The organism is Chryseobacterium potabilaquae, from assembly GCF_902728265.1.
In the GTDB taxonomy this organism is placed as follows: Bacteria; Bacteroidota; Bacteroidia; order Flavobacteriales; family Weeksellaceae; genus Chryseobacterium; species Chryseobacterium potabilaquae.
In genome coordinates this window covers 40982-64451 of sequence record NZ_CACVBR010000017.1, presented here as the reverse complement: position 1 = coordinate 64451, position 23470 = coordinate 40982, and the positions used below count along the sequence as shown (strand labels likewise).

General features: G+C 32.3%; 22 protein-coding genes. 14 read left to right on the top strand and 8 right to left on the bottom strand.

The genetic code is table 11. The features are described from left to right. Nucleotides 1-66 precede the first annotated feature (66 nt). The 3 genes from CHRY9293_RS10560 to CHRY9293_RS10550 all read left to right on the top strand — a co-directional run bounded on the left by CHRY9293_RS10560 (nucleotide 67) and on the right by CHRY9293_RS10550 (nucleotide 3060). Nucleotides 67-1317 carry a dicarboxylate/amino acid:cation symporter gene (locus CHRY9293_RS10560; RefSeq protein ID WP_162032944.1) on the top strand — a complete coding sequence of 417 codons (1251 nt, stop codon included), beginning with the start codon at nucleotides 67-69 and terminating at the stop codon, nucleotides 1315-1317. Nucleotides 1318-1329: 12 nt separating this feature from the next. After that, complete coding sequence (locus CHRY9293_RS10555; RefSeq protein ID WP_394351034.1) at nucleotides 1330-2061, top strand: phytanoyl-CoA dioxygenase family protein; 732 nt, start codon at nucleotides 1330-1332, stop codon at nucleotides 2059-2061. A gap of 561 nt (nucleotides 2062-2622) precedes the next feature. Then, nucleotides 2623-3060, top strand: a complete 438-nt coding sequence (locus CHRY9293_RS10550; RefSeq protein WP_228455511.1) for a hypothetical protein — start codon at nucleotides 2623-2625, stop codon at nucleotides 3058-3060. A 139-nt stretch (nucleotides 3061-3199) separates the two neighbouring features. On the opposite strand, the gene CHRY9293_RS10545 is transcribed toward CHRY9293_RS10550, so the two are convergent. Further along, entirely contained in the window at nucleotides 3200-6001 is a 2802-nt protein-coding gene (locus CHRY9293_RS10545) for a GH92 family glycosyl hydrolase (RefSeq protein WP_162032942.1), read from the bottom strand. Between the two features lie 127 nt (nucleotides 6002-6128). On the opposite strand from CHRY9293_RS10545, the gene CHRY9293_RS10540 reads away from it, so the two are divergent. The 5 genes from CHRY9293_RS10540 (at nucleotide 6129) to CHRY9293_RS10520 (ending at nucleotide 11111) form a co-directional block, all read left to right on the top strand. Continuing rightward, complete coding sequence (locus CHRY9293_RS10540) at nucleotides 6129-7235, top strand: Mrp/NBP35 family ATP-binding protein (protein ID WP_162032941.1); 1107 nt, start codon at nucleotides 6129-6131, stop codon at nucleotides 7233-7235. 44 nt (nucleotides 7236-7279) lie between these two features. Next, nucleotides 7280-7528, top strand: a complete 249-nt coding sequence (locus CHRY9293_RS10535; protein ID WP_122546504.1) for a NifU family protein — start codon at nucleotides 7280-7282, stop codon at nucleotides 7526-7528. 219 nt (nucleotides 7529-7747) lie between these two features. Further along, nucleotides 7748-8707 (top strand): alkaline phosphatase family protein, encoded by a 960-nt coding sequence (locus CHRY9293_RS10530; protein WP_162032940.1) that lies wholly within the window; start codon nucleotides 7748-7750, stop codon nucleotides 8705-8707. 266 nt (nucleotides 8708-8973) lie between these two features. Further along, a complete protein-coding gene (locus CHRY9293_RS10525) occupies nucleotides 8974-9540 on the top strand; it encodes an NfeD family protein (protein ID WP_162032939.1) in 567 nt (188 codons plus the stop codon). Nucleotides 9541-9569: 29 nt separating this feature from the next. After that, nucleotides 9570-11111, top strand: coding sequence for a flotillin family protein (locus CHRY9293_RS10520; protein WP_162032938.1), 1542 nt, complete (start codon nucleotides 9570-9572; stop codon nucleotides 11109-11111). A gap of 100 nt (nucleotides 11112-11211) precedes the next feature. Here CHRY9293_RS10520 and CHRY9293_RS10515 read toward each other — a convergent pair whose 3' ends face one another. From CHRY9293_RS10515 to ppk1, 4 genes are all read right to left on the bottom strand, one after another. Then, nucleotides 11212-11355 (bottom strand): hypothetical protein, encoded by a 144-nt coding sequence (locus CHRY9293_RS10515; RefSeq protein ID WP_162032937.1) that lies wholly within the window; start codon nucleotides 11353-11355, stop codon nucleotides 11212-11214. Next, nucleotides 11352-12005, bottom strand: a complete 654-nt coding sequence (locus CHRY9293_RS10510; RefSeq protein WP_162032936.1) for an NAD-dependent epimerase/dehydratase family protein — start codon at nucleotides 12003-12005, stop codon at nucleotides 11352-11354. Before CHRY9293_RS10510 ends, CHRY9293_RS10515 begins: the two co-directional genes overlap by 4 nt. A gap of 167 nt (nucleotides 12006-12172) precedes the next feature. After that, nucleotides 12173-13057, bottom strand: a complete 885-nt coding sequence (locus CHRY9293_RS10505; protein WP_162032935.1) for a Ppx/GppA phosphatase family protein — start codon at nucleotides 13055-13057, stop codon at nucleotides 12173-12175. Beyond that, nucleotides 13054-15126 (bottom strand): polyphosphate kinase 1, encoded by a 2073-nt coding sequence (gene ppk1, locus CHRY9293_RS10500; RefSeq protein WP_162032934.1) that lies wholly within the window; start codon nucleotides 15124-15126, stop codon nucleotides 13054-13056. The genes CHRY9293_RS10505 and ppk1 overlap by 4 nt, the downstream gene beginning before the upstream one ends. 237 nt (nucleotides 15127-15363) lie before the next feature. Between ppk1 and dnaK the strand changes: the two genes are divergently transcribed. The 4 genes from dnaK to CHRY9293_RS10480 all read left to right on the top strand — a co-directional run bounded on the left by dnaK (nucleotide 15364) and on the right by CHRY9293_RS10480 (nucleotide 20027). Next, nucleotides 15364-17256, top strand: coding sequence for a molecular chaperone DnaK (dnaK, locus tag CHRY9293_RS10495; protein WP_162032933.1), 1893 nt, complete (start codon nucleotides 15364-15366; stop codon nucleotides 17254-17256). A 421-nt stretch (nucleotides 17257-17677) separates the two neighbouring features. Continuing rightward, nucleotides 17678-17959, top strand: coding sequence for a helix-turn-helix domain-containing protein (locus CHRY9293_RS10490; protein ID WP_162032932.1), 282 nt, complete (start codon nucleotides 17678-17680; stop codon nucleotides 17957-17959). 1 nt (nucleotide 17960) lies between these two features. Continuing rightward, entirely contained in the window at nucleotides 17961-19214 is a 1254-nt protein-coding gene (locus CHRY9293_RS10485; protein WP_162032931.1) for a type II toxin-antitoxin system HipA family toxin, read from the top strand. A gap of 300 nt (nucleotides 19215-19514) precedes the next feature. Then, on the top strand, nucleotides 19515-20027 hold the full coding sequence (locus CHRY9293_RS10480) for a thioredoxin family protein (protein ID WP_162032930.1): 513 nt from the start codon (nucleotides 19515-19517) through the stop codon (nucleotides 20025-20027). Nucleotides 20028-20260: 233 nt separating this feature from the next. On the opposite strand, the gene CHRY9293_RS10475 is transcribed toward CHRY9293_RS10480, so the two are convergent. The 3 genes from CHRY9293_RS10475 to CHRY9293_RS10470 form a co-directional block, all read right to left on the bottom strand. Beyond that, nucleotides 20261-20656, bottom strand: a complete 396-nt coding sequence (locus CHRY9293_RS10475) for a DUF7674 family protein (protein ID WP_162032929.1) — start codon at nucleotides 20654-20656, stop codon at nucleotides 20261-20263. Nucleotides 20657-20706: 50 nt separating this feature from the next. Continuing rightward, entirely contained in the window at nucleotides 20707-20838 is a 132-nt protein-coding gene (locus CHRY9293_RS18880; protein ID WP_262887569.1) for a hypothetical protein, read from the bottom strand. Between the two features lie 75 nt (nucleotides 20839-20913). Further along, nucleotides 20914-21270, bottom strand: coding sequence for a DUF7674 family protein (locus tag CHRY9293_RS10470; protein ID WP_162032928.1), 357 nt, complete (start codon nucleotides 21268-21270; stop codon nucleotides 20914-20916). A gap of 373 nt (nucleotides 21271-21643) precedes the next feature. Between CHRY9293_RS10470 and CHRY9293_RS10465 the strand changes: the two genes are divergently transcribed. Both CHRY9293_RS10465 and CHRY9293_RS10460 read left to right on the top strand, forming a co-directional pair. Further along, nucleotides 21644-22657 carry a nucleoid-associated protein gene (locus CHRY9293_RS10465; RefSeq protein ID WP_122546517.1) on the top strand — a complete coding sequence of 338 codons (1014 nt, stop codon included), beginning with the start codon at nucleotides 21644-21646 and terminating at the stop codon, nucleotides 22655-22657. 29 nt (nucleotides 22658-22686) lie between these two features. After that, nucleotides 22687-23457 carry a cyclase family protein gene (locus CHRY9293_RS10460; protein WP_162032927.1) on the top strand — a complete coding sequence of 257 codons (771 nt, stop codon included), beginning with the start codon at nucleotides 22687-22689 and terminating at the stop codon, nucleotides 23455-23457. Nucleotides 23458-23470 lie beyond the last annotated feature (13 nt).

The following is a 23470-nucleotide window of genomic DNA, read 5'->3' as shown; positions in this document are numbered from 1 at the left end:
ACTCTTATAATAAAAATTGATAACAATTCAAAAACCATTATATTTGTGGAATTTGAATTATGATATATGAAAGGACAAAATAAACTATTTGTAGCGATTATTATTGCACTTATTTTGGGAGTTGGAATTGGAGGATTTGTACATATCCAATACCCTGAAAGTGCCGAACCCTTTTCTAAAAATATAAAATTACTAGGAACTATCTTTATTAGATTGGTACAAATGATTATAGCTCCACTAGTTTTTACCACTTTAGTCGTTGGAATTGCTAAAATGAGTGATATTAAAATGATTGGAAGAGTAGGAACAAAGGCTATGCTATGGTTTATTTCTGCCTCCTTAATTTCACTTTTTATAGGATTAATTTTGGTAAATTGGCTTGAACCAGGACATGTTACAAAGCTTCCTATTCAAGATACGGTTTCAGCAGAGGAATTAGTAAAGAGCAGTAAAGGCTTTACGTTGGAGGATTTTGTAAAACATGTAATTCCTAAAAGTATTTTCGAAGCTTTTGCTACCAATGAAGTACTTCAGATTGTGGTATTTTCCATTATGTTTGGAATTGCATTAGCTAATTTGGGTGAAGGATATGCTCAACCGGTTATTAAGTTATTTGACATTATAGCGCATGCTATTCTGAAAATGGTTGGATATATCATGTGGTTTGCTCCATTGGGAGTTTTAGGTGCTATTGCGGCAGTTGTAGCCACCAATGGATTTGAAATATTCAAGGTATATGCTGTATATTTAAGAGACTTTTTCTTTGCTTTGGCTACGCTTTGGTTTGTACTATTATTGGTTGGCTATTTAATTTTAGGTAACCGTCTCTTTGAGTTAATAAAAAGAATAAAAGCCCCATTACTGATTGCTTTTTCTACAACCAGCTCAGAAGCTGTATTTCCAAAATTGGTAGAAGAGTTGGAAAAATTTGGTTGTAACAATAGAATAGTATCTTTTATTTTGCCTTTGGGGTATTCTTTTAATTTGGATGGAAGCATGATGTATATGACATTTGCGTCTATTTTTATTGCCCAAATTTATGGTATTGAAATGACGATTGGGCAGCAAATTACAATGCTTTTGGTTCTCATGTTAACATCAAAGGGTATTGCCGGAGTTCCCAGAGCTTCCTTAGTCATTATTGTGGCAACATGTTCTATGTTTGGAATTCCTCCTGAAGGAATTGCTTTAATTTTACCTATTGACCATTTCTGTGATATGGGAAGAAGTATGACGAATGTTCTTGGAAACGCACTTGCAACATCAGCTGTTTCTAAATGGGAAGGACAGTTAGAAAATAATACGAGCACAATATAAAGAATGCTAAACATGAATTTGTATGAGCACAAAGAAGCTATTCTTGAGAATGGGTTCACTGTTATTAATGGAATTTTTTCCGAAAATGAGGTGGCAAAAATAATAAAAGTGGTTGAAAATATAGATACATCAAAACCTATTTTCAGAAAATCGACAGATTTATTTGCAATAAGACAATTTTTAAAAGAGATTCCCGAAATTAAAGATTTGATTTTTAATGAAAAGATTAAAGAAGTTATCAAAGGAGTTTTTGGAAATCAATATTTTGTAGTAAAAAGTATTTATTTTGATAAACTGGAAACATCTAATTGGTATGTAGCATATCATCAAGATTTGACAATTTCTGTAGATAAAAAAGAAATTGTATCTGGTTTTGGACCTTGGACAACAAAACAGGATCAATTTGGGGTTCAGCCTCCCTTAGATATTCTAGAAAATATCTATACAATAAGAATTCACCTTGATGATACTGATGAAAATAACGGAGCTCTAAAAGTTATTCCTAAATCTCATAGGAGAGGAATTTATAGAACGGAAGAAATGGATTGGAATAGAGAAACGGAAGAAATAGGTAAGGTTAAAAGAGGAGGAATTATGATAATGAAACCTCTTATTTTTCATGGTTCAAATAGAACTTTTAATGGGAAAAAGAGGAGAGTGATCCACATTGAGTTTTCAGATGTTCAATTACAAAGCCCGCTTTGTTGGGCTGAAAAAATGAATGTTTTTACTCATAATATCTAGAGTTATAGATTAATAATGATGGTAAAAATCCAATAATATATTAAAGTATATTATTGGATTTTTTTATGCTTTAACTTGGTAAACTATTATATTTCATTTTTTTAGGGACTTATTTATTTTGACACTTTTTTATTTTTTACCATAAGGAATCCTACTAATTTGGATGTAAAAAGAAGGACATTATTATATTTATAGGACTATAGTAAATAGAATTAAAAAAACAATTTTTTGGGATATTATATACGACTTCTAATTCATGTAAATACTATAATTATTAATAGAATATTCTACAATGTTTAACTACAAATACTATCATTCAAATTGTTATTATTTTAAAAAAAATGATAGAAAAAACGAAATTTTCTATTAAATGGCACACCAATGGTATGTCATGTTATAGCTCTATCTAATTATTATTCAGTGTGAAAAATAAATTTACAATGGATCTGATAAGATGGATGGGATAGTTTTTTAATACAAGGGTTTTCGGCTCTATAAAGTACTCTATTTAATACTACTTTGAAGAGTTGAGTAGGAATAAAAATATAAATGATAATTATTATGGAATCTAATCGTTTTAGAAATGAGAGTGAGCATCTTAAAGAATTTCAAAATGAAGTGGCAGTGTATTGTCCTTCATGTAATAAAAAAGCATTAGCCACTGTTAATAATGAAGATAAAACGGCAAAGTTATTTTGTTCCCAGTGTGGATATAACAAAATTACAGATACTAGAGTGAAGATTAATGGAGGGTATCAAACAGCTGCAATGGATTACTTTGATGCTGATTTATGGTATATTTACCCTTTTAAAAATGAAACTTTTTGGGCTTATAATGAAGCTCATCTAGATTACTTACAAAGTGACATATCGGAGAAGATTGAGGAAAGTAAAAATAGCTCATATTTTACCCTTTTAGAAAAGTTGCCTTTATTTTATAATACGGCTAAAAACAATCAGTCTCTCCTGAATGTTATTGATAAATTGAAAGTTAAGTAATTCGATAAATTAAGCATGTTTAATTTATTAAATATTTTTGGAAAAATTATCATACCCATACTTAAATAATAGTCATGCTATAATATAAACATCTCTTTAATTATTAAAGAGATGTTTATATTATAGCATATTTAGCTATTTATTTTATACTTATTTCATCTATAAAGATATAAGATTCACCACCTGAGCCCATATGCCATTCAGGGAGTTTTCCAAAATAATACGCTTTTATTTTTACATAGCGTGCCTCGGTAGGAAGAACTTCAGTTGAAAATTCTTTAATTTGAACCTTTTCATCTTTAGGATCAATAGTATTATCAACCGTCTTTAAAAGAATATACTCTTTATTATTTATTGAAGCATAATATTCTACTTTTTGAGGCATTAAGATCCATGCTTTACTATCTTGTAGGTAAGTGGAAGAGAGCTTCGTGAACTCTTGAGGAGATTTTAAATCAATAATAGCTTCAAAGTTTTGCCCTTGATATCCTTGCCATTCTCCTTTTCTCCAATTCACAGTTCCCTGAATTCCATCAATCAAAGCCAATTTTCCACCGGCAGTATATTGAGAATTTACTTTAGCATTTACGGTGATATCCCAGTAATTAGGCCTTCTATTAAAATGAGCTACAGTAACTGAACTTTTTTCGCCATTTCTTTCTGCATAAGCCGATACCTGAGTCGTTTTATTAATTGTAAAAGGATTTTTATATGTTTTAAAGGTCTTTCTGATATTCTTATCATTTTCATCTGTAGTTACATAATAAATTTTATCATTTGAGTTGAGAGGAGTTATTTGAACTTTTGTAGAAAAATCAAAGAGCCTGTCGGCGGTAATGACAGGAGCCGCTATTAATTCTGCATATTTATAGTCTTTTAAAGGGTATATATTTTCGAAACCTAATTTTTCTAGTTCTGCTCTTTTTGTATTTTTTGTAATAGTTCTTGTCGTACCATCTTCTAAATGAATCTTAATTTCCTCAAAATATGGAGTGGTAGTTTGCCATTCAGGCAATCCAGGAGTCACAGAATAGATTCCCATAGAGCTTAGAATATACCATGCACTCATTTGTCCACAATCCTCGTTTCCGATCAAGCCATCTGGAGTGTTTTTATAAAAGTGATCAAGAATATACTTGATTTTTGTATCAGTTTTTTCCGGTTTATCTACATAATTATACAAATAAGCAATATGATGGCTCGGTTCATTTCCTTGAGCATATTGTCCCATTAAACCTGTAATGTCCACCTGCTCTCTTCCTGTAGTTTGATTAGGAGCAGCAAAAATTGCATCAATGAATTGTTCGAATTTTTCTTTCCCTCCATGCACTGCAATCAATCCTGGAATATCTTGTTGAACGGAATAGGAATAATGCCAAGAATTACCCTCAGTATAATTGTTATTTACTTCTCTAGGATCGAAGGGTTCGTACCAGTTGCCATTTTTTCGAGGTTGAATAAATCCATTAGTGGGATTATAAAGATTTTTCCAATTCTGAGAGCGTTTCATGAAATATAGGTAATCTTCTTTTTTATGTAACATTTTAGCCATTTGTGCGATACACCAATCATCGTACGCATATTCTACTGTTTTGGAAACACTTTCGTGTTCATCATCAATGCTTATATAATTATTTTGCTTGTAAGCATTCAATCCGAAAATATTGAGCATCGCAGAATTTTTTGAAGCTTCAAATGCTTTTTGGTAATCGAAACCCTGTATACCTTTTGCCATAGCATCTGCAATGACAGAAACAGAGTGATAGCCTATCATACATTCTGTTTCATTGGACGCGAGTTCCCAAACCGGAAGTTTTCCTCCCTGTTCATATTGTTTAATAAAGGTATTAATAAAGTCTGAAGTTCTTTTTTTATCAATCAAAGTCATTAAGGGATGAGCGGCTCTGAATGTATCCCAAAGAGAGAAAACAGTATAATATTCAAAATCTTGAGCTGTATAGAGCTTATTATCTCTGCCTCTGTATTGTCCATCAACATCCATATTAATATTAGGTTGAGTGAAAACATGATAGAGAGCGGTGTAAAAAACGGTTAGTTTATTTTTATCATCAGATTTGACTTCAATTTTAGATAGTTCTTTATTCCAATCCGTTATAGCTTGGCTTTTAATGGCTTCAAAATCATTTGATTTTCCTTCTGCCAACATGTTTTTTTCGGTTCCTTGATAGCCCGTTGGTGAAATAGCAACTTTTACATTGATTTTTTCTCCTTTTTTAACGACGGTTGAAAATGCTACAGCAAGTCTTGTTCCTGTCAGAAGATTGTCTTTTTGAGTTCCATTCATTTCTTTTTGAGAAATTTTCATAGGTTTTGAAAATTCAATTCTTGCATATAGGTATTGATTAGTGGCCCACGCTTCACTTCTTCGAAAAACTTCAATAGTTTTATCATCAATTATTTTGACTTCACCTTCCAAGAGTTTGTCTCTGTGGTTTAAATCTAAGATAATATTAGCATTGCCTTCCTCATTGAAAGTGTATTCATGGTATCCCACTCTCTTTGTCGTAGTTAATTGAACATCAATATTATGCTTATCTAATTTTACGCTATAGAATCCTGCTGTAGCCTTTTCATTTTTATGAGAAAAGGGAGATGAATATTCGGTGTTGTTCAAACTAGGATTTCCCATAGTAGGCATAAGCATAATGTCTCCATAATCTGAAACTCCTGTTCCATTGAGGTGGGTATGTGAAAAACCATAAATTACAGAATCAGAATAGTGATAGCCACTACAACCATCCCAGCTTCCATCAATTCTAGTATCTGGAGAAAGTTGGATCATTCCAAAAGGGACTATGGCACCAGGGAAGGTATGTCCATGACCTCCTGTACCTATAAATGGATTGACGTATTGTGTATAATTTTGTGAAAAGAAATTATGGTATATAATTCCTAAAAGAACAAACAGTACCTTTTTCATTTTTTTAAAATAAAATTTCCCTAAAGTAGTATAAAATTTGTTTTTACAAAAGAAAATATCTATCATTAGTTTTAATTATTCTAAATAGGTAAAAATTCCGTAAATTTGTAAACAATTTATTTAGTTTATGTTGACGAAAGAAAAGGTTCAGAATTTCCTAAAAGAGATAGAGGTTGATGATTTAGTAAATAATCTTCAGATTGTTGGGAATGATGTTTATATTGATATGATGGCTCATTCACCTGCAATGCATGAAAAAAAGAAGTTGGAAGCAGCTATGAAGCAGGCCTTTACAAGTGAGTTTGGAGAAGATATTCATTTAAAACTTAAAATAGCATCTCCAGAACCTAGTGAAATTCAGCAAAGTCAGATCAAAGGAAAACAAATTCCTGGAATTCAAAATATTATCGCTATAGCTTCTGGAAAAGGAGGCGTTGGTAAATCTACAGTTTCTGCAAATATGGCAGTCACCTTAGCTAAGATGGGTTTTAAAGTAGGGTTATTGGATGCTGATATCTATGGTCCCTCTGTTCCCACTATGTTTGATACGGAAGGTGAAAAACCGATTTCTGTAGAAGTAGATGGCAAAAGTATGATGAAGCCTATTGAAAATTATGGAGTAAAAATGTTGTCGATAGGATATTTTTCGGGTGCTAATCAAGCGGTGGTTTGGAGAGGTCCTATGGCATCAAAAGCATTGAACCAAATGATCAGAGATGCAGCATGGGGAGAACTGGATTTTTTACTTATTGATTTACCTCCGGGTACAGGAGATATCCATTTGTCGATTATTCAGGAAGTGCCTGTAACAGGTGCTGTGATTGTAAGTACGCCTCAACATGTTGCGCTAGCCGATGTAAGAAAGGGTATTGCGATGTTCCAGATGGAAAGTATTAATATTCCTGTTCTTGGTTTGATTGAAAATATGGCCTATTTTACTCCTGAAGAATTGCCGGATAATAAATACTACATTTTTGGAAATCAAGGAGCACAATATTTGGCTGAAGATTTAGGGATTCCTGTGCTTGGAGAAATACCATTAATTCAAAGTATTAGAGAAGCAGGAGATGTAGGTAGACCAGCCGCTTTACAAGAAAATTCTAAAATTTCAGAAATTTATACAGAGATGGCACGTAAAATGGTTGAAAGTTTAGTAGAAAGAAATAAAAATCTTCCTCCTACGGAAGCCGTGAAAATCTCTACAATGGCAGGATGTTCTCCTAAAGCAAAATAATAAATTTCAAAATATCTTGAAAAAACCGAATTGAACTGAAAAATATGAATACAAATATAACACACGAAGATATCGTAACAAGAGTGATGGAAGCGCTAGAAAGCATTCGTCCGTTTTTGAATAAAGATGGGGGGGATATTGAGCTTATTGATGTGAAGGATAATCAAGTTTTTGTAAAACTTTTAGGAAATTGTTCTGGTTGTTCTCTAAACTTTTCTACGCTAAAGTTAGGAGTGGAAAATACAATTAAGCAACATGCTCCGGAAATTGAAAAAGTTATCAATATAGAGTAAAAATATCTCAATAATATATTTTTAAGGGCTGTTTTTATAGTAAGACAGCCCTTTTTGTGGCTGTATCTAGTATGATAAATGGATGTTTTAGTTGGTATTAATTGATTATGAATATGTTAAGTGTAAATATTTTTCTCAAGAATATTTGGAACCATAAATTAATATAATTCATTTTTAAGTGATATATAAATAATGTATTTTTGCAGCCAAAAAATTATTATGACAAAAAACGCATTACTACTTTCTTTAATGTCTTTATTTTTATTATTCTCTTGTAATAGTAGTGATTTAGATATTTCTTCTCCAACCACACCAGATAAGTATCAAACAAAAAATGTGGTATTACTTGTGGTGGATGGTCCTCGTATTTCTGAAACATGGGAATCTGCTAATCAAGAAAATATTCCCAACAGAATGAACCTTTTGAAGAAAGGGGTTTTTATTAGCAATTTCAAAAATAAAGGGATAACATTTACAAATTCCGGACATAGTGCTTTATGTAGCGGAGTATATGAAAATATTAAAAATGATGGAACAGAACTACCTGGATATCCTTCTATGATGCAACAGTGGCTGAAATTTACAGGAGTTGATAAAACAAAAGCTTGGCTTATCATGTCTAAAGATAAATTAGAAGTGCTTAACAATTGTAAATTAGATCTATGGAAAAATAAGTTCCAGCCAAGCGTTGACTGTGGTATTAATGGAAATGGTTCTGGATTTAGAGAGGATGCTGTTACAGTATTGAATGCTAAAAAAATAATGAAAAAATACAGTCCAAATATGATTGTCATGAATCTGAAAGATGTAGATGTAAATGGGCATGCTGAGAATTGGGATGGATATTTACAAGCAATAAAAAGAACGGATGCTTCTATTAAAGAAATTTGGGATTATATTCAATCATTACCTCAATATAAGGATAAAACAACACTTATTGTTTCTAACGATCATGGAAGACATTTAGATGGAAATGAAGAAGGCTTTTCTCAACACGGTGACAACTGTGCAGGATGTAGACATATTGAATTTTTTGCAATCGGACCAGATTTTAAGACAAATACTGTTATTAGTACAGGAGATTATGAACAAATAGATGTACCAAGTACTATAGCAGAACTTTTACAGTTTCCACTACAATATGGTAACGGTAAAGTAATAAAAAGTATATTCAAATAAATAAGTAATGATCCTTATAGATCCATAAAAATTGAATTTTATATGTATAAAAAGCTTCGTTAGAAGCTTTTTTTGTTTATAAATAATAGACTATTTAAGGTACTACTTTTCCTCCAATGGGAACAATTTGGCCTATGAGGCAAACTAGTTTTTTTCTTTAATAAGTGATTTTTTTATTTTGTATAATCCAAAAAATCATATGAGTTTTTATGATATATACTTGATATATTATTATTTTTTGATTATATTTGAGAAAAGCACAAAGAATGTTTTCATTTTTACAAGATATAGAACCACTTCATCAAGGGTTTTGGTATATTGCCTTAGCTTCGAGTTTAATTTTTTTAATCCAGACCGTTCTTACTTTTATAGGAGGGGATTATGGTGACGATTTTGATGTTGATTTTGACAGTGAAGTTACTCATGAGACTCCTTTTCAACTATTCTCTTTAAGAAACTTGATTAATTTTCTGCTGGGATTTGGGTGGACAGGGGTTGCTTTTTATGATTCTATGGAAAGTAAAGGGTTATTAATTTTTATAGCATGCCTAATAGGGGTAGGGTTTGTACTTATATTTTTCTTTCTTATTATTCAAATTTTAAAACTAACAGAAGATAATACCTTCAAACTAGATGATCTCATTGGAGCAGTAGGAGAGGTGTATCTTAACATCCCTGCAAATATGAAAGGAAAAGGAAAAATATTGATTTCGATGAAAGGAACTCATCATGAACTTCAGGCAATGACAGAATCAGATATGGACATTGCTACCGGTCATTCGGTGAGAGTAATATACATTTATGATAATACACTTGTTGTCGCTAAAATTTAATTTATTATAACATATTTATTCTTTAATTTATGGCAGTACCCGGAACACTTATTCTTATAGTCGTTATTGTAGTCTTATTATTCGTGACGTTTTTGGCTCTTATTTCAAGATACAAAAGATGTCCTTCGGATAAAATATTGGTAATATATGGTAAAACAGGAGGTTCTTCTGCAAAATGTATTCATGGAGGAGGAGCTTTTGTATGGCCTGTTATTCAAGATTATGCCTATTTAGATCTTAAACCGATTTCTATCGAGGCAAACCTTACTAACGCATTATCAAAACAAAATATTCGTGTAGATGTACCTTGTAGATTTACCATCGCAATTTCTACAGAGCCAGACTCTATGGGAAATGCTGCTGAAAGATTATTGGGATTAGGGCAGGAACAAATTCAGGAACTTTCTAAAGATATACTTTTCGGACAGTTGCGTTTGGTGATTGCTACCATGACTATTGAAGAAATTAATTCAGATAGAGATAAATTTTTGGATAATATTTCTAAAAATGTAGATGCTGAATTAAAAAAGATTGGATTAAAACTGATTAACGTAAATGTTACGGATATTAAAGATGAATCCGGTTATATTGAAGCTCTTGGTAAGGAAGCCGCTGCAAAAGCCATTAATGAAGCAAAAATTTCTGTTGCTGAGCAAGAAAGAATTGGAGAGACAGGTAAAGCAAGTGCTGATAGGGAAAAGGATGTTGTCATTGCAGAGACTAATAGGGATCGGGATGTAAAAATTGCAATAACCCAGAAAGATAAAGAAGTGAGTATTGCTTCAGCAATGAAAGATGAGTCTATTGGTAAGGCGGAAGCTGAAAAAGAATCTAGAATTGCAACATCTTTGGCAAATTCACTAGCTGTTAAAGGAGAAAACGAAGCAAAAATTACCATTGCAAACTCAGATGCTGAAAGAAGAGAAAAAGAGGCAGAGGCATTAAGGTTAGCAACGGCAGCCGAAAAAGTACAAACGGCAAGAGCGTTAGAAGAATCTTATGTTGCAGAGCAGAAAGCGGAAGCAGCAAGGGCAGAAAGAGAGCGCTCTACTCAACAGGCTAATATTGTGGTTCCGGCAGAAATTGCCAAACAAAAAGCGATTATCGATGCACAAGCGGAGGCTGAAAAAATCAGATTACAGGCAAAAGGAGAGGCAGATGCTATATTTGCGAAAATGGAAGCAGAAGCTAAAGGGCTCTATGAAATACTTACCAAACAAGCGGAAGGGTATGATCAAGTGGTTAAAGTGGCTGGAGGTGATGCAAATAAGGCATTCCAGTTGCTCCTTATAGAAAAATTGCCGGAATTGGTTAGAACTCAAGTTGAGGCGGTTAAAAATATTAAAATAGACAAAGTAACGGTTTGGGATAGCGGTAATGGGCAGGATGGTAACAGTTCTACAGCTAATTTTGTTTCCGGTATGATGAAAACGGTACCTCCCTTGAATGATCTTTTTAATATGGCCGGCTTAAATTTACCGGATTATTTAAAAGGTAAGCCTGAAGATGCTCCTACAAAAAAAGAAAATAAAATAGATGATGCAGCCTCTGATGAGGAAGTGACTTATTAAAAATTATGTAAAAATAGTAAATAGGAAACAGGTCTAAAGGCCTGTTTTTTATTCATAGGTATTAATGAAAATTCTCTTAAAGCATTTGCAAATATAAAGTTTATTCTTTAGGGTGAGTGAGATACATCTTCTTGTTAAATGCTTTTTCTAAAGGATGTTTTTGCATATAGAAAAAACCTGAAATTGCAGTCAATAGCAGTAAAACAAAAATAACAAGAACAATTCTTTTTAAAGTTTCTTTCATATGGCTAAATCTTTAATGTTCTTAATTTCTAAAGTTGATAGAGGGGATCCATATTTTACGGCATTGATCATTGCTTTTCCAACTTCATGTAAAGTTAATGATTTTGAAGGAAATAAAATAGGAAAAAGCAAAATAAAGGGCCTAAAATACCATTTTACATTAATCTGCCCTTCAATAGGTTTCATGAATCCGGGGCGAAAATTATATACGGAACTAAAGCCCAGTTTTTTTAAGGTATTTTCAGTTTTTCCTTTTACTCTTGCCCACATAAGTTTTCCACTTTCCGTACTATCGGTATGAGCTCCTGAAACATAATTAAATACCATTTCCAGATTTTGATTTAAAACAACTTTTGCAAAATGTAAGGTAGTATCGTAGGTAATCGTGGTATAATCAGTTTCATTGATCCCAATACTGCTTATCCCCGCACAGAAAAAACACGCATCATAGCCCTTAAAGTTTTGATCATTCATATCAATTTGGAGAAAATTGGGAAGGATATATTCTTTTAGTTTTGCATGTTTTTTCCCCGATGGCTTTCTGCTTACACTTAGAATTTCCGAAACGTTTGGATTTTGAAGACATTCCATTAAAACTCCTTCACCTACCATTCCTGTTGCTCCGGTAATAATTATTTTGATAGTTTCCATATTTATTTTTGATATATATTATTATAACGGTTTAAAATTTACTATTACTTTATTTTAAAGTAAAAAAATATTTTTCAATAGATGGTTAATTACTTGTAATGTAAATGACTATAATAAAAACCAGCTATATTGATAGCTGGTTTTTATTATACGGAGAGGTATAACCCTTATTTTTTGTTTTGTAACTGGCTATATATATTATGAATAAGTCCATCTGCAACAGAAATCTTAGGAACAAATATTTTATTAATATCCGACCAACTCATCACATTATTAAATACCTTTAATGCATACGCTATAACATCCGCTCTATCTTCTCTAAGGTTATATTTTGTCATTCTTTCATCAACGGTCAATTCATTGAGCTCTTTATGAGTTTTTTTCAAATAAGATAGTGACATAGGTTTTCCATCTTTAGTTTTACTCATGGAGAAAATTTTATTGATATTTCCTCCTGAACCAATAGCAATAATAGGTTTTTTGCTGATGATGTTTTTTTTGATCTCTTCTTTCATCTCTTGCCAGTTTGCTGGCGAAACGAGATTATTTAATAAACGGATAGTCCCAATATTAAAAGATTTTTCATACATCATTTTCCCGTTTTCGTAGAATGTAAGTTCAGTTGAACCACCTCCCACATCAATATAGAGATAGGCAAATTCTTTGTCCAAGCCTTCTGCTACATGGTTTTCATAGATTAGGGTAGCTTCTTCATCTCCGGAGATAATTTCAATAGTAATCCCTGAGGTATCTTTTACTTTTTGAATGATGGCATTACCATTTGAAGCATCTCGCATAGCACTCGTGGCACACGCTCTGTAGTGATCGACTTGGTATATTTTCATTAAATCGCTGAAAATTTTCATAGAATCAAGGACCATTTTTTCTCTTTCTTCCCCAATCTTCCCCAACGTGAAAACATCCATGCCTAATCTTAAAGGAACTCTCAAAAGGTTAAGTTTAATAAACTCGGGTTTCCTATTATTTATTTTAACCTCATTGATCAAAAGCCTGGCGGCATTACTTCCTATATCTATCGCTGCAATCTTCATTTTATACTTTTTTTAGCTTTTAAATACTTATAAATCTCAATTTGAGAACGACACTCTTTTTTATCATTTCTGATATATTCATTGCTCAGCTTTTTATCTAGGATACGAGCTTTTACATTATCTTTTAATTGGATGTCAAGAATCTCTTTTAATTCTTTTTTTAGATCTTTATCTATGATTTTTGCAGCAGCTTCAATTCGATAATCAAGATTTCGGGTCATCCAGTCTGCGGAGGAAATATATATATCTTCTGCTCCTTTATTATAGAAATACATAACTCTTGCATGTTCTAGATATTCATCAACAATACTGATTGCTTTAATTTTTTCTTTGAATTCTTTTTGATTAACAGCACAATATATACCTCTTACAATTATTTTTATGACGACCCCCGCCTGGGCAGCAGCATATATTTTTTCGATTAATCCTCTGTCACTCATTGAATTAACTTTTACAATAATCTCGGATCTTCGACCTGCTTTGGCTTCTTCAATTTCCTTATCTATATGATGAATGATCTTTTCACGCATAAAATCAGGGCAAACTAATAAGTTTTTGCAAGTTTTCAAGACGGAAATGTAATCTTCTTTTGGCTTTTTTAGAACGTTAAATACTTTATTAATATCTGCCATAATGTTACGATCCGAAGTCATTAATAAATGATCACCATAAATTCTTGCTGTTTTTTCATTAAAATTACCCGTACTTACAAATCCATATTGAATAGTTTTATTGTGAGTTCTTTTCTTAATAATACAAAGTTTAGCATGGACTTTTTTATTAGGAAGTCCTACAAGAACAATAATTCCTTCCGGTTCCAGCATTTCTTTCCATTCAAGATTAGATTCTTCATCAAATCTCGCCTGAAGCTCTAGCATAACAGTAACTTCTTTGCCATTTCTTGCAGCATAAATTAATGCATTGATGATTTTGGAGCTACTCGCCAAACGGTATGCAGTAATTTGAATAGACTTTACATCAGGATCCATAGCTGCCTCGCGGAGAAGATCAATTACTGGATTGTATTTATGATAAGGAAACGAAAGTAAGACATCGTGTTTCATAATGACGTCTGTTATTCTTTCCCCATGTTCAAATGAAGGGTGGGTAAATGAGGTTCTTTCTATAGGTTTTTCATAAGCTTCGAAAACATCTGGGAAATCCATGAAATGCTTAAAATTATGTATTTTACCTCCGGGTATAATGCTGTCTTTTTTTGTTAAATTCAATTTCCTGATGAGGAGTTCCAATAAAGCCTTATCGATGTCTTTATCAAATACAAATCGTGTGGGCTTTCCTTTTCTTCTATTCTTGATACCTTTCTCTATTTTTTCCGCAAAATTGGTTTTGATATCATTATCAAGATCCAGTTCAGCATCTTTTGTTACTTTGAATGCATTAGCTGCAAACTCATCATACCCAAAATAAGAGAAAATATGAGGCAAATTAAATGTAATGACATCTTCAAGGAGCATTACATTTTTCTCTTCAGGGTTTTCTGTAGGGAGAAGAACAAATCTTCCGACAAAACGAGAAGGGATTTCAATAATAGCATAATTACTGGAATATTGCCAGTCTTTTTTTCTCATGGCAACACCAAGATATAGGCTTTTATCTCTTAGGTAAGGCATAGGGGTATTCTCATGAAGCAGAATAGGAATTACATTAGATTCTACCACTTCATCAAAATACATTCTTACAAATTCTTTCTGAGGTGCAGTTAAATTTTTTGCCGTTTTGATATATACTTTATGATCTGCCATTTCTGACAAAATTTTCTTCCAAGTTTTATCAAAATTTTGTTGTTGCTTGATAACTATTTCATTAATTCTTTGTAGGATTTTAGAAGGAGGCTGATAAAAGGACTCTGCAATTACTTTTTCCTTAAAATCCATCGCACGCTTTAATCCGGCCACTCGTACTCTGAAGAATTCATCCGAATTATTAGAAAATATTCCTAAGAAACGAATTCTTAAATACAAAGGTACCTTTTCGTCCATGGCTTCTTGTAATACCCTTTCATTGAATGCTAACCAAGTGATATCTCTAGGATTAAAATGTAATGACATTAGTATAGTTTATTTTATCAAAAATACTAATTCACAATCTTTTTATGGATATTATGAAGGTTAAACTTTGATTAAATTTTATGATTTTAAACGTGAAAAATGCTTTAAATGGTACATTTTAACACTATTTCATGATGAGAATAAAATGGATGTGTCATTTTGTCATAAAAAAATGAATGGTATAGATATTGAGAAATTTTGAGTGTAAATCAAAAAATTAGAAAAAATAAAAATATTATGAGTAAAATAATTGGAATTGACTTAGGAACAACCAACTCTTGTGTGGCTGTAATGGAAGGTAAGGATCCTGTAGTGATCCCTAATGCGGAAGGTAAAAGAACAACTCCTTCTATTGTGGCATTTACAGAAGATGGTGAAAGAAAAGTAGGAGATCCTGCAAAAAGACAGGCTGTAACAAATCCAAAGAAAACCGTTTACTCTATCAAAAGATTTATAGGTACCCATTTTAAAGATGATGGAAGTGAGATTTCCAGAGTACCCTATGAAGTTGTAAGTGGGGCAAATGATACTGTAAAGGTAAAAATTGATGATAGAGAATATACTCCACAAGAGATCTCTGCAATGATTCTTCAAAAAATGAAGAAAACCGCTGAAGATTATCTTGGACAAGAAGTAACAAGAGCGGTAATTACAGTTCCTGCTTATTTCAACGATGCACAAAGACAAGCAACTAAGGAAGCTGGAGAAATTGCAGGGTTGAAAGTAGAAAGAATTATTAATGAGCCTACTGCTGCGGCATTGGCTTATGGTATGGATAAAAATCATAAGGATCAAAAGATTGCAGTATATGACTTAGGAGGGGGTACTTTCGATATTTCGATCCTTGATTTAGGAGATGGTGTATTTGAAGTATTATCCACTAATGGAGATACCCACTTAGGAGGTGACGATTTTGATGATGTAATTATCAACTGGATGGCTTCAGAATTTCAATCTGAAGAAGGAGTAGACTTAAAAGCTGATGCAATTGCTCTTCAAAGATTGAAAGAAGCAGCTGAAAAAGCAAAAATTGAATTGTCTTCTTCTCCTCAAACTGAAATTAATTTACCATATATCACAGCTACAGCTACAGGACCTAAGCACTTAGTAAAAACTTTAACTAAGGCGAAGTTTGAGCAACTAGCATCTGATTTAGTAAGAAGATCAATGGAGCCTGTTGCAAAAGCATTAAAAGATGCAGGTTTATCAACATCTGATATTGATGAGGTAATTTTGGTAGGAGGTTCTACAAGAATCCCAATCATTCAAGAAGAGGTAGAAAAGTTTTTTGGTAAAAAACCTTCTAAAGGAGTGAACCCTGATGAAGTAGTGGCAGTAGGTGCAGCTATTCAAGGGGGAGTTTTAACAGGAGACGTAAAAGATGTATTACTTCTCGATGTTACACCTCTTTCTTTAGGTATTGAAACAATGGGATCAGTATTTACTAAATTAATTGATGCAAATACAACTATTCCAACTAAAAAATCTGAGGTGTTCTCGACTGCTTCTGATAATCAGCCAGCTGTAAGTATCAGAGTAGGACAAGGTGAAAGACCTATGTTCAACGATAATAAGGAAATTGGTAGATTTGATCTTACCGATATTCCACCAGCACCAAGAGGAGTTCCTCAAATTGAAGTAACTTTTGATATTGATGCTAATGGTATTTTAAGTGTTTCAGCTAAAGATAAAGGAACAGGTAAAGAGCAATCTATTAAAATCCAGGCTTCTTCTGGACTTTCTGATGAAGAAATTGAAAGAATGAAAAAAGAAGCTCAAGAAAACTCTGCAGCGGATGCTAAGAGAAAAGAAGAAGTTGAAATCTTTAATAAAGCTGATGGATTGATTTTCCAGACTGAAAAACAATTGAAAGAGTTTGGAGAAAAGCTTTCTGCTGATAAAAAAGCAGCAATTGAAGCAGCAGCAGCTGAATTAAAAGTGGCTTTTGAAGCTAAAAATTCTGATGATGTAAAAGTGAAAACTGAAGCATTAGATGCAGCTTGGATGGCCGCTTCAGAAGAATTATATGCAGCAGGACAAACTCCAGGTACCGATGCAGGTGCTCAAAATCAAGGAAGTGCTTCAGGTGCGGAAGATGTACAGGATGCAGATTTTGAAGAAGTGAAATAACTTACAAAGTTAATTACATATAATACCCCTAAAAAGTATCTTACTTTTAGGGGTATTTTTATTATTTTCAACATTGTTTATATTTGTTGAATAATTAATTAAAAACATAAAGAGATGAAAATGTCTAAAGTAATTGTAGTACTAGGACTAGTTCCTGCCAACCTAAAAAAAAATGAAAAATGAGACAAGGAAAAGTTTTTTATCAAGATCATTTCGCAGTCGTTACGGAAACCAACGATGGTGATTTTATGTTTGAATATTACCAAGAATATATTCTGAAATTCCCCAATCAGTGCACTTTTTGCTGACTATTTATACTTTTTGAGTAAAGAATATCAAGAATTATACATCCAATTATTTCGAAAATGTTCGATATTTCAATCATTTTGTTTATTTTTGTATGAAATAACAATCATTTTAAATGAAAAAGCAAATTGTTTTACCCAAACACACTGCTATTTTAGAGCAAATGGGCGAGAACATAAAATTAGCTCGAAAGCGTAGAAAGCTAACGGCAATACAAGTTGCTGAGCGTGCAGGTATTGCTCGTTCTACGTTATATTTAGTAGAAAAAGGTGATAGTAGCGTGGCAATGGGTACTTATTTTAATGTATTGCGTGTATTAGGCTTGCAAAACGATTTTTTAAAATTGGCATCTGATGATGAATTGGGTAGAAAACTACAAGATTTAGATCTATTATAAAATGGCAACAAATAAAACCGGTATCTATGTTTATGCACACTGGCTTGGATTAGTCGAACCGGTGTTGTTAGGTATTTTATCTGTACATCAAGCCAAAGGACGAAAGGCTTTTAGTTTTGAATATGACAAAAATTGGTTAAAATCCAATGCTCAAAGGCTGATTGATCCTGATATTCAATTTTATTCTGGGCAACAATTTCCAAATAATAAAGAGAATTTCGGAATTTTCTTAGACAGCATGCCCGATACTTGGGGACGAACATTAATGAAACGTCGTGAAATTCAGTTAGCCAAAGCGAAAGGCGAAAATCCTAAAACGTTGTATGATATTGATTATTTATTGGGCGTTTTTGACGAAACAAGAATGGGGGCATTTCGGTTTAAATTGGATCCTGATGGAGATTTTTTAGATAATGACTCCGAAAAATCTACACCGCCTTGGTCAACGGTTCGGGAATTGCAACAAGCGGTTGTTCATTATGAAAATGATGCGGAGGACGAAGCGATAAATAAATGGCTTAAAGTATTAATAGCACCAGGATCTTCCTTGGGGGGTGCAAGACCCAAAGCCAATATTTTAGACGATAAGAATCAACTTTGGATTGCGAAATTCCCTTCCAAAAATGATACAATTGATAAAGCCGCTTGGGAATATTTAACATACCAATTAGCGATAAAAGCCGGAATCGAAATGGCAGAATGTAAAATTGAAAAAGTAAGTGGAACTTATCACACCTTTTTTACTAAACGCTTTGATCGAGTCACTCAGGAAAGAATTCATTTTTCATCGGCAATGACGATGACAGGAAACAATGAAGACACGATTAAAAATCAACCGGCAAGTTATTTGGATATAGTGGAATTTATTCAGAATTATGGTCGTACGGTCAACGAAAATTTGCACCAATTGTGGCGAAGAATCGTTTTTAATATTGCTGTTTCTAATACGGACGACCATCTTCGCAATCATGGATTTATTTTGAACAATGAAGGTTGGGTATTATCTCCAGCTTATGATTTAAACCCTTCCATTGATAAAGACGGTTTAGCTTTAAATATTGATATGGATAACAATGCATTAGATTTTGAGTTAGCTAAAAGCGTAGGCGATTTTTTTAGATTAAATCAATCTGAAATGAACAAAATATTGAACGAAGTTTTCAATTCCGTAAAACGATGGAAAGAAATCGCTCATAAAATTGGTATTTCAAGATCAGAGCAAGAATTAATGCAGGCAGCTTTCAGATTTATTTAAGTGAGAAACTCCAATTTCTTTTATTCTTATCGGCAAAAGGCGATTGTTTAAAACTTAAAATCTATCATATATTTGCCGATAACGACATTTTATTATTAAGCTATAACTCTAATTTTGTATCTTATTTGTACCTTAGAATTATAAATAACTGGTAATTAGATATGGTTATTTTTGAAGAAGAAATAACTTACCGAGTTAATTACATATAATACCCCTAAAAAGTATCTTACTTTTAGGGGTATTTTTATTATTTTCAACATTGTTTATATTTGTTGAATAATTAATTAAAAACATAAAGAGATGAAAATGTCTAAAGTAATTGTAGTACTAGGACTATTGTTTTTTCAATTGAGTTTCGCACAGGAAAATGCAGATGTAATTTTAAAAAAGGCATATCAGGAAGCGAATACCCATAACAAAAATGTTCTTGTCGTGTTTCATGCTTCATGGTGCAAATGGTGTAAGACAATGGAAAACAATATGAATCTTCCAGAAGTAAAGCCCATATTCGACAAAAATTTTGTAATAGCCTATATTGATGTTCAGGAAGTAGGAGATAAGAAAAGCCTTGAAAATCCTGGAGGACAAGAGATGATAACTCAATATAAAGGTGAAAATGCAGGATTACCTTTCTGGTTGATATTGGATCCAAAAGGCAATCTCATTACGGATTCGTTTGATAACAATGGAGATAATTTAGGTTCACCCGCAACACCTGAAGAAGTGGAAACCTTTCTTACAAAACTAGAAAAAAGTACCAAACTGAGTATAGAGGAGCAACAAATCATTCAAAAAGCTTTTGAAAAGAAATAAAGGTTAATTTGTATAGAGATAATATTGTAGTATTCACCCCTAATCTAAAAGGAAAAAATCCAAGATACTATCCAACCAAGTATGTAAGTTAAAAAGTTAGGACTTGGATTTCTTTAAATGGAAAAAGAGTCCGGTACTATACCGAACTCTTTCATATAAGAATATTGTTTAATTTTATCTAAGCTTTTTCTTGCAGTTTATATTTTGCTCAAAGCTTTCTATTGACATCTTTTTTACTTACCAAAGAAAATTTTATCCTGCTTCTGTTGTTCATTATAAATGATTTGGAAACTTATAGGCATATATTGATATAAAAGTTTCCAATGCTGTATTTTAGCATGTTTTTTAAAACTTTCAAATGATCTCACAAAAAGATTTTCTATAATATCTCTCACATAAGAATTACCATTCCTATACAACCAGTCCATCAGTTTAATGTGATGGGAAATAATATTGACTTTTGACTCTTGTAAAAGCTTTTTTAAATAATCAACGGTTGTTTGAATTACCCCTGCAAAATTGTCCTGTACGGACAGTTGAGTGATTTCCTTTTGAAGAGGAGGATAGAAAAACTTTAAATATTCTATAGCTATTTTGGGATTAATAGTTTTCATTTGCATATTCATCATAATTAAATATTTTTCAGAACACAGTTATCGCTGCGAAAACTGTACCAAAATTATAAAAACAAGGCAAAAATAAATGTACTTATAATCACTGCAATGTGAGTGGCTAGAATTTCTAAATTGTTTTTGATAGTAGTAGTTTCCTTAGTTTTCCAATCGGATACTTTTCTGATTTTTGTTTTCATAAATGATTGATTTTGAATGGTTTTTTTTATGTTTTTTTGCTTTGATTTATTGTATAAAATAGGAACTAATTATATTCATATACTAGGGCTATAAATTTGTCTTGAATGTATTTTTTGTAACTCATTTGATATATGACTAAAAATCTTTTTCTTATATTCTTCATTGCAAAACAAAGTATAGTTGTCTATGGAATAAATAAAGGTGCCTTCTATAGCATCTTTTAACATTTTGTCACCGTTTGTATAAATATAATTCATTTTTTTGATACATTCAAATAAAATATTTCTATCATTTTGTCTGATCATATTTTTAATATGATTTGTAAAGGTTTGAATCACATTATAAGAGTTTTGCACCTTGCTATCTTTTAATTCATATTGAATAGAAGGAATCATTTCTGTAATTTCTTGAGAGGTCATTAAATAATCCATTGTTATTTGTTATTTTGTTCTACAACTTTTATAAATACACTGAAAATGAAGAGGAGGAAAAAAGCAATCAAGACCATATGATAGGGCTTTAACCATTGTGGTGTTTTGGGGCCTTTGCTTTTTAATCTTCTTAGCTTATCGATTCTATTTAAGGTTTTTAGGTTCATGTTCTCATGTTTTTAGAAAAATGAAGCCAATTGTATTCCTTTGAATATTGTTTTTGTGTAAGTTGTTGTAAATTAATATGTTGCTATGTTTTTGTAAATGCGATTAAATAAGTAGAGCTTCTCAAAATGATAAGGTTTTTATCAGAATGAAATAATATGGATTGTTTGATATAATTAATATCTTTGCACTCCAAATATTCAAGACAATGTTTTCAAAAATCGTAGTACATAGAGTAGGAAATAAAATCAATGGAGAATCTTTAATACTTTCCCAAGAAGAGTTGAGGTTGGATGAGGGCATGATAGAATTGCTTGAAAACTACTTTTTAGGCTCTTTTAAATCGGAAGAAACTTTTCAGTTTTACAGCGATTCTTATTTGGTAAATAATCCGATTTATAGTTCTGTATCCGAAATTTTTGATGATAAAGCCAAGTTTCTTTGGGAGTCTGAGAATATTGCAAAGCATCTTTTTGAAGCTGCAGAAAATCCAAGAGTTCAAGGAGGAGAGTTGTTTATTGTATATTTTGAAGATGAGAGAGAAAATGGTGAAAAAGTGGATAAAATTGGAATTTTTAAAACTGAAAAAAGAGAATCTTTCCTGAAAATCTTCCCTCAAAATGAAACTTTTGATATCGAGAAAGACCAAGGAATTGGGTTGTCTAAAATTGATAAAGCAGCTTTAATCTACAATAACGATAAAGAAACAGGATATGTACTTTCTGTTGTAGACAATAATAAAAATGGAGACATGTATTATTGGTTCGAGGATTTTTTAAAAGTTAAACAACGGGATGATGAATATTTTCATACACAAGAAGCTTTAATGGTCTATAAAGATTATATCACGAAGCAATTGCCACAGGAATTTGAAGTCTCAAAAGCTGATCAGGCTGATTTTTTGAATAAATCGATCAATTTCTTTAAAGAAAAAGAAGAGTTTAAACTGGATGAATTTGCAAATGAGGTATTAGGAGATGAGCATGTGATCGAAAGTTTTAATAACTTTAAGACCGATTATGAGCAGGATATGCAGATTAATATTGCAGAGGAGTTTCCAATCAGTGAGGCAGCAGTGAAAAAAACACAAAGACATTTTAAAAGTATCATTAAATTAGATAAAAATTTCCATATCTATATCCATGGTGACCGACAAATGATTGCTCAAGGTCAGGACGAAAAAGGAAAATATTATATGCTCTATTTTGATAAGGAAGTTTAATTTGAATTAAAAATTAATATCTATGGCTTATGGAACACCAAATCATTGATCTTTCTAAACCTATTCAGTATAATGCTGGAGATCCATGGTTCATGAAGGTAAAGATTAAACATAAGTCACATCGTCAATCACATTGGTTGATTCGTCTTGCATTAAGACTTCCTTTAAGATTATTTCCTAAAAATTGGGTAGGATGGGCAGATGATTGTATCAAAAATATGGGACTTCATGCCACAACCCATATTGATGCTCCTTGGCATTATGGACCTATGGTGGAAGGTAAACCCGCCAAAACAATTGATCAGATCCCCTTGGAATGGTGCTATGGCGAAGGAATTGTAATTGATTGTAGTCATAAAGCAGATTTCATAGCAATTACTGTGGATGATTTAAAGAAAGATCTTGATAAAAATGGAATTACCATTAGGAAAGGAAATATTGTTTTGATAAGAACAGACCGAGATCAATTGATGGGAACGCCGGATTTTCCAAATAAAGGAACAGGAATAAGTCGTGAGGCTACAGAATGGCTGATCGATCAAGGAGTAAAGGTAATGGGAATTGACCAGTGGGGATGGGATTTACCATTGAAATTTATGGCTCAAAAAGCAAAAGAGTTGAACGATCCGGAATATTTCTGGGAAGGGCATCGCGTTGGTATAGAAAAAGAATATCTGCACATAGAGCAGTTGACAAACCTGAGAGCATTACCTCCTACAGGATTTAAGGTTTGTGTATTTCCCCTTAAAATTGTGGGAGGATCCGCAGCTCCCGCTAGAGTTGTTGCCATTATTGAATAATTTTCAAAGATTA